Raw genomic sequence first — 12,885 nt, 5'->3', positions numbered from 1 at the left:
GCTTTCCGCTCGGCTTTTCGACGCGAGCGGAAATTCAGCCTCAACTTGCCGCGTGGCCACCTTTCCGCTTGGGATCGTGGCTATGATGGCGATCTCGTTCGCCGCCGCCGCCGGAAACCTTGCTGCGATCCCGCTTATCGGGCTCGGCCGGCGGCTTTGGAATGTTCAAGGGCGCCTTGGCATTTTCATGGGATGCTCCTGGGCCGCCTTGGCGAATACTAGCCGGTGTTTTGGTCGATGTGGACATTGGCACCTCCCTATCGATCCTGTTGATGCCCCTGGTGACTGGTATTGATCCGGCTATTTCCCTGCTGGCCTTTCTTGTCGGGATCTACTGTCATATCAGGCTTATGGGGGTCGGATATCGATGGTCTGGCGTGGTCACCAACACCTTTGTCGCTTCGATTTTCCTCAGGAACCGGTGGTGGTTTACTGCTCATCATCTCCTCCTGTCATTGCGTTGCCAGAAGCTACGGCGATTATGTGGCGGCCTTTCCGACATTGGCCGCCGGGACCCAACCAACTTCAGCCCAGAATGTTCCGAGAATGAGCGCCATCCGAGGACATGTCGCGCAAATGCGCCGAAGTCAAAGGAGAGGCTTGCCCCCGGTGACCGCGATGGTCGTGCCGGAAACATAGCTGGAGAGCGGATCGGCAAGCATGACGTAGGCAGTTGCCAGTTCAGCCGGTTGACCTGGCCGCTTCATCGGTACTTGCTTTCCGAAATTCTCGACCGCTTTCGACGCCATCGTCGAAGGGATCAATGGCGTCCAAATAGGTCCGGGCGCGACGGCATTGGCGCGAATGCCTTTTTCCGCGAGCAATTGCGCCAGCCCTGCTGTAAAATTCTGGATGGCCCCTTTGGTGGTGGCATAGGCAAGCAATGTCGGGTTTGGAGTGTCCGAGTTGATGGACGCCGTATTGATGATGGCACTGCCCGGCTTCATGTGCGGTACGGCCGCCTTCGCCAGATAGAACATGGCATGGATATTGACCTTGAAGGTCAATTCCCATTCCTCGTCACTGATATCGCCGATATTTTGAAAGCTCGCCTGATGCGCAGCATTGTTGACAAGAATATCGATCCCACCGAGTTCGGCGACGGCCTTGTCGATGATATCACGACACTGTTTGGGATCCTGAATATCGCCGGCCATCAATACCGCTTTGCGACCGGCCTCCTCAACCCATTTTCTGGTTTCGTAAGCATCGTCATCTTCGCTTAGATAGGCGATCAGAACATCAGCGCCCTCGCGGGCAAAGGCGATTGCGACAGCCCGGCCAATGCCGCTGTCGCCGCCGGTGATGACAGCCTTTTTGCCATTAAGCTTTCCCGATCCGCGATAGGTCGCCTCCCCATGATCGGGCGCGGGATGCATGGCAGCGGTATAGCCGGGCATGGGCTGCTGCTGCGGGGGAAATGGTGGTCGTGGATGTGTCATGATGCTCTTCCGGTAATGATTGCATTGTCACTCCAAACCTCCTCACTCGCTTTCGGTTCCATCCGCGGCACATTATCCGTGGGATGCATCCAGTATCCGCGGGATGCATGCAGGAACATTCAAGTCCGGTAATGGTTCCTATCGAAAGCTACGTTTCGATAGATCCCGTTTCACCGATTTTGAAAGGATAGCCCGATGCATCGCTTCGAAGAAAAGGTCGTCATTGTAACAGGCGCTGCATCGGGAATGGGAGAGGCGACGGCACGGCGCTTTTCCAAAGAAGGCGCCAATGTCGCCCTGGTCGATCGCCGCACAGAAGCGCTGGAAAAAGTCGTTGCAGATTTGCCAACCGAACGCAGCCTCAAGCAGGTGGTGGATGTATCGGCATCTTCGGCGGTTGCTGCGATGGTTTCGGCGGTGGTGGAACGGTTCGGTCGCCTTGATGTCATCGTCAACAACGCTGGCATTCATGAGGGTGGCGAGCCCGCTGATATTTCCGACGAGCAATGGCGCAATGTCATGGCGACCGATTTGGACGGCGTGTTTTTCGGTTGTCGCGCGGCCATCCCGCATCTTGAAAAGACCAAAGGGTCGATCATCAATACTGCCTCTGTCTCCGGCACCGGTGGCGATTGGGGTATGAGCCCCTACAACGCCGCCAAGGGCGCCATCGTCAATCTGACCCGCGCCCTGGCGCTCGATCTCGGCCGAAAGGGAATTCGCGTCAATGCCGTATGCCCGAGCCTCACGCGCACCGGCATGACGGAAGACATGCTCAAGGATGAAGCCCTCGTTGCCAAATTCAAGGAACGCATTCCACTCGGTCGTGTCTGCGAGCCGGAAGAGGTCGCTGCCGTCATCGCCTTTCTGGCAAGCGACGATGCAAGCTTCGTGACCGGCGCCAATATCGCCGTCGATGGTGGCGTGTCCGCCTCCAACGGCCAACCGGCACAGGATTGAAAGGGAGACGAGCGCGATGAATTTCAAGAAAGTTGACCTGCGGAACGGCCTTAAGACCTACGTCGTCGTGCTCGATGCGAATGAGGAAGCATTCTCCACGCTCACCCGCTTCGCCACGGATCAGGATCTGAAGACAGCTTCGATCACCGCGATCGGCGCATTTGAACGAGCGACTGTCGGCTGGTTCGACTTTAGCGAGCGAAGCTACCGCAAGATCCCGATCGCCGAGCAATGCGAGGTGCTGAGCCTGATCGGCGATATTGCCACAGGCGAGGATGGCAAGGCGAGCCTCCATCTTCATGCCGTCCTCGGTCTCAAGGATGGCTCCACGCGCGGCGGCCACTTCCTGGACGGTATCGTGCATCCGACCTTGGAAGCGACCATCGTCGAAACACCGGCGGAATTGCAGCGCCGGCATCAAGACGATCTCGGCATCGCGCTGATCAAACTTTGAGACCACCAGCCGCCACCTCGGCCAATCGGAACATTGCCGGCCGAACAAAGGTTCGGTCAGCGGTTCCAACGGCAGAAAGAGAATATCATGACGAAGGACACGAGTTTCGAAACCTCGCGCGGCGAAGGCGGAGAGACGCACCAGCATATTCCCGAAAGCGGTCCTCTTGGCGACGCGGAGCATCTGACCACCAATCAGGGCATCCGGGTGTCGGACAATCAGAATAGCCTGAAGTCCGGCGTTCGCGGCCCGACGCTGCTGGAAGATTTCGTCCTGCGTGAAAAGATCTTCCATTTCGACCATGAGCGCATTCCCGAACGGATCGTGCATGCGCGAGGTTCGGCCGCGCACGGCTTCTTCGAGCTTTATGAATCACTATCCGATGTAACCAGCGCCGATCTGTTTCAGCGCAAGGGTGAAAAGACGCCGGTCTTCGTCCGCTTTTCGACGGTTGCCGGCGGTGCCGGCTCGGTGGATACGCCGCGTGACGTGCGCGGCTTCGCCGTGAAATTCTATACAAAGCAGGGCAATTGGGACCTTGTCGGCAACAACATCCCCGTCTTCTTCATTCAGGACGCGATGAAATTTCCCGATCTTGTGCATGCCGTGAAGATGGAAGCTGACCGCGCGTATCCGCAGGCGGCTACCGCCCATGATACGTTCTGGGACTGGGCGTCGCTGATGCCGGAATCCACGCACATGCTGATGTGGGCGATGTCCGATCGTGCCATTCCGCGCTCGCCGCGCATGATGCAAGGCTTCGGCGTCCACACATTTCGCTTCGTCAATGATGCCGGCAAATCCACATTCGTGAAATTCCACTGGAAACCGAAGCTCGGCATCCAATCGCTCGTTTGGGACGAGGCATTGAAGTTGCAGGCGGCCGATAACGACTATCATCGCCGCGACCTGTTCGAAGCGATTGCGGCCGGGCATTTTCCGGAATGGGAACTGGGCCTTCAGCTCTTCGACGATGCCTTTGCCGAAAACCTTCCCTACGACGTCCTCGATGCCACAAAGATTATCCCGGAAGAGGTACTGCCGGTAAAGATCGTCGGACGGCTGGTTCTCGATCGCAATCCGGACAATTTCTTCGCGGAGACCGAGCAAGTGGCGTTCTGCCCGGCAAACATCGTCCCCGGCGTCGATTTCACCAACGATCCCCTGCTGCAGGGCCGGCTCTTCAGCTATCTCGACACGCAGAAATCCCGCCTCGGGACCGCGAACTTCCATCAACTGCCAATCAATGCGCCCAAATGCCCCGTCATGAATTTCCAGCGCGACGGGCAGATGCAGATGCAAGTGCCGAAGGGCCGCGCAAACTACGAACCGAATAGCCTTGGCCAGAACAGCGAAACCGGCGGCCCGCGCGAATGTCCGGTGACGGGTTTCCGCACCTATGAGCATCAGGCTGCGAAGGATGAACAGGGCGACAAGCTGCGCGTGCGCAGTGAACTCTTCGCCGACCATTACAGTCAGGCGCGTCTTTTCTGGAAATCCCAGACGCCGTCGGAACAGGCTCACATCGCATCAGCCTTCGTCTTCGAATTATCGAAGGTGCAGCTTCAGCACGTCCCGCCCCGCATGGTCGGAAACCTCATGAATGTCGATGCAGGGCTTGCCAACAGGGTCGCCGCGGGCCTCGGGCTCATCAACCCGACCAGGAATTTGCCGGCGCGTGAACCGATCGATCTCGATGCGTCCGCCGCACTTTCCATTCATAAGAACATGAAGGAGACACTGGAGGGACGGCTGATCGGCATATTGATCGCCGGCGGAAGCGACGCCAAGGCGATCTCCGATCTCGTCGGCGCCCTGAACGATGCCAAGGCGAGGCCCTTTATCGTCGCTCCCAAGGTCGGGGAGACGAAGCTTTCCGACGGAAATACGATCCGTGCCGACGGACAGCTCCTTGGTTCGCCTTCGCAGCTTTTCGATGCCGTTGCCGTCATCCTCTCGAAGGAAGGCGCAGCCTCGCTCCTCAACGAGGGCGCAGCCGTGCAATGGGTGATGGATGCTTTCGGACACCTAAAGGCGATCGGTCATAACCCTGCCGCCAAGGCGCTTCTCGACAAGGCGGGCATTCAACCCGACGCCGGTATCGTGGATCTCGCCTCCTTCCTGAGTGCCGCACCCAAGCGTTACTGGGACCGCGAGCCCCGTATCCGCATGCTCGCCTGATGGCGCGACCTCTCTTGACATCGCCGACCGCCTCCATTGGCAACCAGCGGTGTCCACCGGTTATCCCGACACACCCCTGATCTGATTTCGGCGAGCAAATATCGGAAAATCCGGAAACAACTGCCCGCCGTTGGAGTTGGAAGGCGGCAAAGCCAAAGAAAGGAAATACCAATGTTGACGAGAATGATCGCAGTCTGTGCCCTTTCGATCGGCATGGCTACAGCAGCCATGGCTCAGCAATCAGGCTCCGGCGGAACAGGCACGGGCGGTTCCGGAAGTGGTAACGGCGCCGGCACCGGTTCGCAGAACGATGGCACCTCCAACGGAAATGGAGGTGCCAATAGCAATACGACTGGAACCAATGGCACTCCAAATTCCAACGGCCAGTCCCAGGACTGCAATGCCATGAAAACCGGCAAGAACACGACGCAAGGTACGGATACGCAAAACAACAGCCAGTCGAGCGACACCACATCCAGCAAAAATTGCCCGCAATAATAACGGCGTGCGAAATCCGGAATGCTACCCGCATTTCGCACGCCTCCTAGCTGCCGGTGTCCGTGGTGTGGGTCACCGGCAGCAGGCAGCCCGGTCAAGGAGAAAAATCATGATGAACGGCGCCCAGGAACTTGCCGAGGAATATCTAAGACTCGGTGGAAAAAGACTTCTGGTAATGGATGACAACATCCTGTCGACCAACAGCTGGGAGGCTGATCCGCCTGAAGCTGAAACCTTTTGGAAAAGGGAAATCGAAAGTCTGACACCAAGGCAACGCAACGAGGTCATGTCGTTCCTGCCGTCCATCAACGTTACCTGACAGGGTCGATAGGCAGTGAATTGCGATATCGTCTCTTGCACAGGCGAGCCGATCCGGACGCGATATGAACCATGGTAAAAACTGGAACGATCCGCATCGGAATTTCCGGCTGGACCTACGCGCCCTGGCGCGGCGTTTTCTATCCGAAGGAACTCGCTCAGAAAAACGAGTTGTCCTACGCCTCCTCGCAATTTCCATCCATCGAAATCAACGGCACATTCTACGGCCTACAGACACCCGAAACCTTCGCAAGATGGCGGGAGGCCACTCCGGATGACTTCGTTTTTGCGGTCAAGGGATCACGCTACATAACTCATCTGCGAAGGCTTCGCGATATCGAGGTGCCGCTTGCCAATTTCATGGCTTCCGGCCTATTGCGGCTGGGAGCAAAGCTCGGTCCCATCCTATGGCAGTTTCCACCCCGGCTGCGGTTCGATCGAGAACTGTTCTCCAATTTCATTCAGATGCTGCCAAAGAACACGGATGAGGCAATTTCCCTGGCCAAGCGGCATGATGAGCGCTTGAACGGCCGAGATTGGCTGATTGCGGACAAAAGGAGACCGATCCGGCATGCATTCGAAATCCGCAACGAGAGCTTCGTGCATGCCGACTTCATTGAACTCTTGCGGAAACATCGAATCGGGCTCGTTTGCGCCGATACCGTCGAATGGCCGTTGCTGATGGATGTCACCGCGGACTTTGTCTATTGCCGTCTGCATGGTTCGGAGGAGCTATATGTCAGCGGTTACGATGACGAAGCGTTGAGCGTATGGGCGGAGCGCATCGACGATTGGGCGCATGGGCGCGAGCCGGACAATGCCAATCGTGTCCTGAAGCCGCTGAAGCGGTCACGACGTGGCCGCGATGTCTATGTCTATTTCGATAATGATGTGAAAGTGCGGGCGCCAGCCGATGCGCAGCGGCTCAGCCGGTATCTTGGCCTGGTCTGGCAAAAGAGCCCATAAGGAAGAGCATGCGGCGGCATCATGCTTGTTCAAGCCGCCCCCAGGCCGGATTCCAATTCACGCCTTCCGACAGTTCGACATAGATGGGCCGCATAAGTTCATCGGACATCTTGTTGCGAGCGGCTCGGAAGGCGTCCTCTGGCTCCATTTCCTCACCCGGAAAAATCGTGTCATCTTCCCCCGGCGATGTGACCTTGCGCAGGAATCCTCGGATCTGATCGCCGGAATGGTAGAACTTGATGACGATGGAGCCTGGCGGCGCGTCGTTCTTGCGATATCTGTGATAGGTTTCCACCTTACACCTCCTGAAATTGTCGCCTGTCGCTGCGTCCGGAGCACTTCGCCGTCTCGGCCATGCTCACATCTCATTCGGAACCTGCTGGATCGATTGATATCGATCCAAACCACCCTTCCCCACATTGGTTCCCGCAGCACCTCATCTCGGCCGCCATTTGCCTGTCGTCGTTCACCTATTTAGCGCCGACCGGGAAGGATCGCACTCAGCGCCTGTCTCAGCGTCCCTTTGACCACACCGCTTTCTTCAGGATCCCCTTTCAGCAGGGCGGCGGTCAGGTTGCGCATCTGCTCGAAAGTCAGGTGCGGCGGTATTGGCGGGACTTCAGGATCCGTCTTGACCTCGAGCACGACAGGCCGCTCGGCGGCAAGCGCTTCATCCCAGGCGGCGCCAAGCGCCTCTGGTCGATCGACGAAAATGCCCTGAAGGCCGATCATATCGGCGAAGCGATGATAGGGGACATCGGGAATCCGCTGCGAGGCATCAAATTTGGGGTCGCCTTCCATGACGCGTTGCTCCCAAGTTACCTGGTTGAGATCCTCATTGTTGAAGACGCAGATGACCATGCGCGGGTCGGACCATTTGCGCCAGTATTTCGTCACGGTGATCAACTCCGCCATGTTGTTCATCTGCATGGCGCCATCACCGACCAGGGCGACGATTGGCCGATCCGGATGCGCGACTTTCGCGGCGATCGCATAGGGCACCGCCGCCCCCATGGATGCGAGACCGCCGGACAAAGACGCCATCATGCCGCGGCGCATGCGCAAATCGCGCGCGTACCAATTGGCGCACGAACCGGAATCGCTCGTGACGATGACACCGTCGGGCAGGCGTGGCGAAAGCTCCCAGACGACACGCTGCGGGTTGACCGGATTGGCTTCCGCGTGCGCCCTCGCCTCCAGCGTTCGCCACCACTCGCCGACATTAGTCTCGATCTCCTTGCGCCAGGAGAGATCCTGCTTCTGCTTGAGAAGCGGCAACAGTGCCTGCAAAGTCTCCCGGGCGTCGCCGACAAGATTGACCTCCATGGGATAACGCAGGGAGAGCATGTCAGGCCGGATATCGATCTGGACCCCTTTTGCATCACCTTCTTCGGGCAGGAACTCCGAATAGGGAAAACCGGAGCCGACGACCAGCAGGGTATCGCAGTCTCGCATCAGGTCCCAGGACGGTTCGGTACCCAGGAGGCCGATGGAGCCGGTAACCCACGCCAGATCGTCCGGTAGGGCGGCCTTGCCGAGCAAGGCTTTCGCCACTCCTGCTCCCAGCCGGTCCGCGACCGCGATCAGCTCTTCGGTCGCGCCGAGCGCGCCGGCACCGACGAGCATAGCGATCCTCTTTCCGACATTCAGGACCGACGCGGCGCGCTTCAGATCGATCTCATGCGGCACCGTTCTCGGTGCCACATAGCCGACGCCCGACATGACCGAGCCATGCTTGCGTGGCGGCGTCTCATAGGGCATCTCCTGCAGGTCGTTCGGCAAGATGACGGCAGTGACCGTCTTGTTCGCCAGCGCGATGCGCGCGGCCCTATCGACCAGATGGCGTACCTGTGCGGGAGCTGATGCCTGATGGACGAAGTTGCCTGCAACATCCTTGAAGAGCGATGCGAGATCGACTTCCTGTTGATAGTGACCGCCAAGCGCCCGACGAGCCTGCTGGCCGACAAGCGCCAATACAGGCTGATGATCCAACCGTGCATCATAGAGCCCGGTCACCAGATGCGTGGCACCCGGTCCAGACGTCGCGACGCAAACGCCAAGCTCGCCCGAAAATTTGGCATAGGCCGATGCCATGAAGGCGGCCATCTCCTCGTGACGAGCCTGAATGAATTCAATCTTTCCCTCAGCCCGGTTTAAAGCCCCGAAGAGACCGTTGATGCCATCTCCGGGATAGCCGAAGATGCGCCGCACGCCCCAATCATAAAGGCGCTGCACGATAAAGTCGCCAACTGTCTTTGCCATGATCCGTCTCCACTTGTCGCGCGCCATCAAAGCGCGTGGCGGTCCAACAAGCAGAGACCCCTTATGTTCCCACTATCAGAAGACGTAGTCATTGGAAAAGCCGGGCGTCCGGAGCGCTTTCACCGCCGCCCATCGCATCGATCGTCGTCCGACGCGGCTCTATGACATTTCATTCAAAAGCAGTGTAGCTACGACCGGATCTTCTGACCATCGAGGTAACCGTGCTCGTAGGCTTTGGCCTGTTCGCTGTTGTCAGGATAAGGGTTCTTTCTATTCTCGGCTTCACATTTTCCCGCCTTGACTCCCTCCTCATACGCTTCTTTTTCACTCTCTGAAGCGGGAAGACGGGGTGATTGCTCGGGATAGTATTGTATCGGATTCGGCAGCCCAAGCGCGGGTGCGAAAAGCGAAGCTGTGATTGGCTTTTGCGGGCACATGATGAATTCCTCCTGACATTGAAACGCCATTTACGATGGACGGGTTCCCTGAAGCCGTCTCATCATTGGCGCTGCCATCTGCGCAATAGCACTGGCTAAGACGAGGCAAGGGCACGCGATCCGTCCATGAGATACGTTCTTCCAGCGGCGAGAGTGAACCTTCCTTCTTCGGGGGGTGAGATACGGTAACCAATCCACTTACGCTTTTACATGTACCTACCGTTACTTGCCGAGGGTTCGCGTAACAACTGCCTCATTTTCCCGACACATGGCCGCCACCATCGACTACATTCATATTGTGAAACTTTTTGAATTTTAGTCCGTTGTCATGCTTATGACCGACGTTAAATCCAATTCGAAATCGGTCGATGGCGCCAAGTCGCCTGGGCGTGAAAGGCCACGCCGGGAGAAAGGCCCGGCTATTGATGTCGAGCCACCAGCAAATATCATTGAACCCGATCCGGACATGACGCCTGAGGAGGCAGAACGGGCACGCAAAGGGTACTTGCTTGCACGTTTCTGGATCAGTGCGCGGGGCTACTGGAGTCGCCGCGGAGACGGCTTTGCGTGGCCGTGCACGATCGGACTACTTGCGCTGATCGGCCTGAACGTCTGCGTCCAGTATGGCATTAATATCTGGAATCGCGCGATTTTTGACGCCATTGAGCAACGCAATGCCCACACCGTTTATGTCCTGAGCGCGGTGTTTCTGCCCCTGGTGCTCGGAAGTGTCGCCCTTGTTACGGTACAAGTCTACATTCGCATGATGATCCAGAGGCGATGGCGTTCCTGGCTGACGACCGGGCTCATCGCGCGCTGGCTCGCGAACGGCCGTTATTATCAGCTGAATCTGATCGGCGGTGAAGGCCACAAGAACCCGGAGGCGCGCCTCTCCGAGGATTTGCGGATCGCCACCGAGTCCCCAGTCGATTTCCTGGCCGGCGTCATTTCTGCATTCCTGTCGGCATCGACCTTCATCGTAGTCCTGTGGACGATCGGCGGCGCCCTATCGTTCCAGATCGCTGGTTCAGTCATCACAATCCCTGGCTTTCTTGTCGTCACCGCGGTTCTCTATGCCGTGATCACATCCACCTCGATGGCAGTCATAGGCCGCCACTTCGTGGAGATTTCCGAGGTCAAGAACCAGGTGGAAGCCGAATTTCGCTATACGCTGACACATGTGCGCGAAAACGGCGAGAGCATCGCATTGCTCGGCGGCGAAGAGGAGGAGCGTAATGACCTCGAAAGGACTTTTGGCAATGTGCTGAGGCAATGGGCACGGTTGGCGCACCAATACATGCGCACGACACTTATCTCGCAGGGATCGATGCTGATCGCGCCCGTCGTGCCGGTCCTGCTTTGCGCACCGAAATTTCTCGAAGGCAGTATGACGCTCGGTCAAGTAATGCAGTCCGCCTCTGCCTTCGCCATCGTGCAGAGTGCGTTCGGATGGTTGGTGGACAACTATCCGCGACTTGCCGACTGGAATGCCTCCGCACATCGCGTCGCTTCACTCATGACGTCCCTTGACGGCTTGGAACGCGCCGAAAAGAGCGATTCCCTCGGACGCATCAAGCACGGTGAAACCGAAGGCAAGGCGATGTTGCGCCTGAATGATCTCTCCGTCACGCTCGACGATGGCACGTCCGTGGTCAAGGAAACGGAGGTCGAGATCGATCCTGGTGAACGGGTTTTGGTCGCCGGAGAATCCGGCACGGGAAAAAGCACGCTCGTACGGGCGATTTCCGGTCTTTGGCCCTGGGGCCACGGCAGCGTCGATTTTCATCCCGATAGCCGATTGTTCATGTTGCCACAGCGACCCTATATCCCATCAGGCACACTTCGCCGCGCCGTCGCCTATCCCCGAGCAGCTGAGGACTGGACTCTGGACGAGATCAAAGCGGCCATTGAGAAGGTCGGCCTTGACTATCTCAACGACAGAATTGAGGAAGATGCGCCATGGGACCAGACGCTGTCGGGCGGCGAGAAACAGAGACTCGCATTCGCGCGTCTTCTGCTACACGATCCCGATATCATCGTCCTGGATGAGGCAACATCAGCGCTCGACGAAAAGAGCCAGGACAAGATGATGGAGATGGTGATCCGCGAACTGCCGAAGGTCACCATTATCAGCGTCGGGCACAGAGCCGAGCTGGAGGCCTTCCATAGCCGCAAGATCACCCTGGAGCGGCGTGAGGGTGGCGCAATGCTTGTCAGCGACATTGATCTTGCGCAACGCGGGAAAAGGCGGAACCTTCTTCTGCGCCTCTTGGATGACCAAAGGCCTGCACCAAAAGGCAACTTGGCTCATGGAAAGCAGCGCCTTTCGGATTGACAGACGTTTGCCTGATTGTCAGTTCGGTAGCACCGTGAACAACACGTGCTCTTTCGTGTAGCCTAAAGGAGCGAATGGCCGCTGAGAATATGGCTGCCAGCAAGGTTCAAAGCCGGATCGATCGCGAGTCGCCCATCATGCTTCAAATATTTGGATTCCGCTTTCTTCAAGCGCAGCGAGGAATGCGGCTCTTGCTACGAGCGCCTCCACGTGACCTTCGTGGGCGCTGATCAACGTTCGCTTCGCATTCTTGAAGGCGATTCCGTGCGACTTTGCCGGCCAGTTCCGCAGCAAGTAATAGGTCGCAGTCTCCGTGTTGGCGATCGTCAGACGCTGACCGGGTTTGCGCGTCTCGACGGTGATTGGCTTGCTCCACAATTGTTGTGTCATGACTGTCCTCTTACGGCAAAACGGCACCACAATCTGAATGTTCCGCCGCGGTTCTTGCCAAGACTGCAAGCGAAGTCTATCCAACCTCGAACTTTCGTTAGAGCGAACTCGGCGAGCCCTTTCCCCGCCGTGCGGACCGTGATCATCCCGACCGAACGATCGCTCTGATCGACAGGTAAATCTTGGGCTTCCAAGGCAAGTACAAAACCCAACATTCTTTCACCGTTCACACGACTATTTTTCTGCCCGCTGCAAGAGAACGCGCATTTCCTCGAACCGTCGCTTGCGGTCCGCATCGCTCTCGTTGGGCGTATAGCAAGTGGTCGATACGCAGAACTTAGCGAGATTATGGGGTTTGTCAGGCTTGTCGAATTCACATTCGAAAGTGTCGGTCATTTCCGCGGGAGACGTTCCCTGACGGGTGGAATAGGCCATGCGCACACCAGGCGGCTTCAGTTCCGGAAAGGATTGGATAGCGCCGATTGCAAGGCTATCCGACAGGAAGAAGTTCTTGGCTACGATTTTGCAGGTTGCCTCAAGATCGGCGGATTGCGCGAAAGCCGCTGTCGGCATCAGCGCGAGGCCAAATAGAATTAGGGGTTTGATCACAGTGACCTCCTTCAGCGGGGTTTGTTTCAGAAC

The 12,885-nt window shown here is 57.6% G+C and carries 15 protein-coding genes; 7 read left to right on the top strand and 8 right to left on the bottom strand.

The features are described from left to right. Positions 1–40: 40 nt before the first annotated feature. From PH558_RS20755 to PH558_RS20745, 3 genes are all read right to left on the bottom strand, one after another. Positions 41–247 (bottom strand): hypothetical protein, encoded by a 207-nt coding sequence (locus PH558_RS20755; RefSeq protein ID WP_095438688.1) that lies wholly within the window; start codon positions 245–247, stop codon positions 41–43. A 10-nt stretch (positions 248–257) separates the two neighbouring features. Then, entirely contained in the window at positions 258–440 is a 183-nt protein-coding gene (locus tag PH558_RS20750) for a hypothetical protein (protein ID WP_285206241.1), read from the bottom strand. 147 nt (positions 441–587) lie between these two features. Beyond that, positions 588–1,442: an SDR family oxidoreductase gene (locus tag PH558_RS20745; RefSeq protein WP_483314170.1), complete on the bottom strand. Its 855-nt coding sequence runs from the start codon at positions 1,440–1,442 to the stop codon at positions 588–590. Positions 1,443–1,637: 195 nt separating this feature from the next. Here PH558_RS20745 and budC point away from each other — a divergent pair, with 195 nt between their 5' ends. The 6 genes from budC (at position 1,638) to PH558_RS20715 (ending at position 6,819) form a co-directional block, all read left to right on the top strand. Next, positions 1,638–2,402: a meso-2,3-butanediol dehydrogenase gene (budC, locus tag PH558_RS20740; RefSeq protein ID WP_285206240.1), complete on the top strand. Its 765-nt coding sequence runs from the start codon at positions 1,638–1,640 to the stop codon at positions 2,400–2,402. 16 nt (positions 2,403–2,418) lie between these two features. After that, on the top strand, positions 2,419–2,856 hold the full coding sequence (locus PH558_RS20735) for a PPC domain-containing DNA-binding protein (protein ID WP_095438684.1): 438 nt from the start codon (positions 2,419–2,421) through the stop codon (positions 2,854–2,856). Positions 2,857–2,943: 87 nt separating this feature from the next. Next, positions 2,944–5,037: a catalase gene (locus PH558_RS20730; protein WP_285206239.1), complete on the top strand. Its 2,094-nt coding sequence runs from the start codon at positions 2,944–2,946 to the stop codon at positions 5,035–5,037. 171 nt (positions 5,038–5,208) lie between these two features. Beyond that, on the top strand, positions 5,209–5,535 hold the full coding sequence (locus PH558_RS20725) for an oxidoreductase (protein WP_095438683.1): 327 nt from the start codon (positions 5,209–5,211) through the stop codon (positions 5,533–5,535). Positions 5,536–5,644: 109 nt separating this feature from the next. Next, positions 5,645–5,854: a hypothetical protein gene (locus tag PH558_RS20720; RefSeq protein WP_095438682.1), complete on the top strand. Its 210-nt coding sequence runs from the start codon at positions 5,645–5,647 to the stop codon at positions 5,852–5,854. Positions 5,855–5,925: 71 nt separating this feature from the next. Then, positions 5,926–6,819: a DUF72 domain-containing protein gene (locus PH558_RS20715; RefSeq protein ID WP_285206238.1), complete on the top strand. Its 894-nt coding sequence runs from the start codon at positions 5,926–5,928 to the stop codon at positions 6,817–6,819. A 19-nt stretch (positions 6,820–6,838) separates the two neighbouring features. On the opposite strand, the gene PH558_RS20710 is transcribed toward PH558_RS20715, so the two are convergent. The 3 genes from PH558_RS20710 to PH558_RS20700 form a co-directional block, all read right to left on the bottom strand. Continuing rightward, positions 6,839–7,114, bottom strand: a complete 276-nt coding sequence (locus PH558_RS20710) for a hypothetical protein (protein ID WP_095438681.1) — start codon at positions 7,112–7,114, stop codon at positions 6,839–6,841. 179 nt (positions 7,115–7,293) lie between these two features. Beyond that, on the bottom strand, positions 7,294–9,081 hold the full coding sequence (locus PH558_RS20705) for a thiamine pyrophosphate-requiring protein (protein ID WP_285206237.1): 1,788 nt from the start codon (positions 9,079–9,081) through the stop codon (positions 7,294–7,296). Between the two features lie 188 nt (positions 9,082–9,269). Next, positions 9,270–9,518, bottom strand: coding sequence for a hypothetical protein (locus tag PH558_RS20700; protein WP_095438999.1), 249 nt, complete (start codon positions 9,516–9,518; stop codon positions 9,270–9,272). Positions 9,519–9,852: 334 nt separating this feature from the next. Between PH558_RS20700 and PH558_RS20695 the strand changes: the two genes are divergently transcribed. Continuing rightward, positions 9,853–11,853 carry an ABC transporter ATP-binding protein/permease gene (locus tag PH558_RS20695; protein ID WP_285206236.1) on the top strand — a complete coding sequence of 667 codons (2,001 nt, stop codon included), beginning with the start codon at positions 9,853–9,855 and terminating at the stop codon, positions 11,851–11,853. A 135-nt stretch (positions 11,854–11,988) separates the two neighbouring features. Here PH558_RS20695 and PH558_RS20690 read toward each other — a convergent pair whose 3' ends face one another. Both PH558_RS20690 and PH558_RS20685 read right to left on the bottom strand, forming a co-directional pair. Next, on the bottom strand, positions 11,989–12,243 hold the full coding sequence (locus tag PH558_RS20690) for a DUF982 domain-containing protein (RefSeq protein WP_285206235.1): 255 nt from the start codon (positions 12,241–12,243) through the stop codon (positions 11,989–11,991). A gap of 234 nt (positions 12,244–12,477) precedes the next feature. Next, positions 12,478–12,852 carry a hypothetical protein gene (locus PH558_RS20685; protein WP_095438997.1) on the bottom strand — a complete coding sequence of 125 codons (375 nt, stop codon included), beginning with the start codon at positions 12,850–12,852 and terminating at the stop codon, positions 12,478–12,480. Positions 12,853–12,885 lie beyond the last annotated feature (33 nt).

This window comes from Rhizobium pantanalense, from assembly GCF_030182525.1.
Taxonomy (GTDB): domain Bacteria; phylum Pseudomonadota; class Alphaproteobacteria; order Rhizobiales; family Rhizobiaceae; genus Rhizobium.
This window is presented reverse-complemented; position numbering and strand designations above follow the sequence as displayed.

Bases quoted from the DNA above. Each gene is read 5' to 3' on its own strand.
- PH558_RS20755 (WP_095438688.1), bottom strand. From the start codon at position 247: ATGTCCACATCGACCAAAACACCGGCTAGTATTCGCCAAGGCGGCCCA.
- PH558_RS20750 (WP_285206241.1), bottom strand. From the start codon at position 440: ATGAGCAGTAAACCACCACCGGTTCCTGAGGAAAATCGAAGCGACAAA.
- PH558_RS20745 (WP_483314170.1), bottom strand. From the start codon at position 1,442: ATGACACATCCACGACCACCATTTCCCCCGCAGCAGCAGCCCATGCCC.
- budC (WP_285206240.1), top strand. From the start codon at position 1,638: ATGCATCGCTTCGAAGAAAAGGTCGTCATTGTAACAGGCGCTGCATCG.
- PH558_RS20735 (WP_095438684.1), top strand. From the start codon at position 2,419: ATGAATTTCAAGAAAGTTGACCTGCGGAACGGCCTTAAGACCTACGTC.
- PH558_RS20730 (WP_285206239.1), top strand. From the start codon at position 2,944: ATGACGAAGGACACGAGTTTCGAAACCTCGCGCGGCGAAGGCGGAGAG.
- PH558_RS20725 (WP_095438683.1), top strand. From the start codon at position 5,209: ATGTTGACGAGAATGATCGCAGTCTGTGCCCTTTCGATCGGCATGGCT.
- PH558_RS20720 (WP_095438682.1), top strand. From the start codon at position 5,645: ATGATGAACGGCGCCCAGGAACTTGCCGAGGAATATCTAAGACTCGGT.
- PH558_RS20715 (WP_285206238.1), top strand. From the start codon at position 5,926: ATGGTAAAAACTGGAACGATCCGCATCGGAATTTCCGGCTGGACCTAC.
- PH558_RS20705 (WP_285206237.1), bottom strand. From the start codon at position 9,081: ATGGCAAAGACAGTTGGCGACTTTATCGTGCAGCGCCTTTATGATTGG.
- PH558_RS20700 (WP_095438999.1), bottom strand. From the start codon at position 9,518: ATGTGCCCGCAAAAGCCAATCACAGCTTCGCTTTTCGCACCCGCGCTT.
- PH558_RS20695 (WP_285206236.1), top strand. From the start codon at position 9,853: ATGACCGACGTTAAATCCAATTCGAAATCGGTCGATGGCGCCAAGTCG.
- PH558_RS20690 (WP_285206235.1), bottom strand. From the start codon at position 12,243: ATGACACAACAATTGTGGAGCAAGCCAATCACCGTCGAGACGCGCAAA.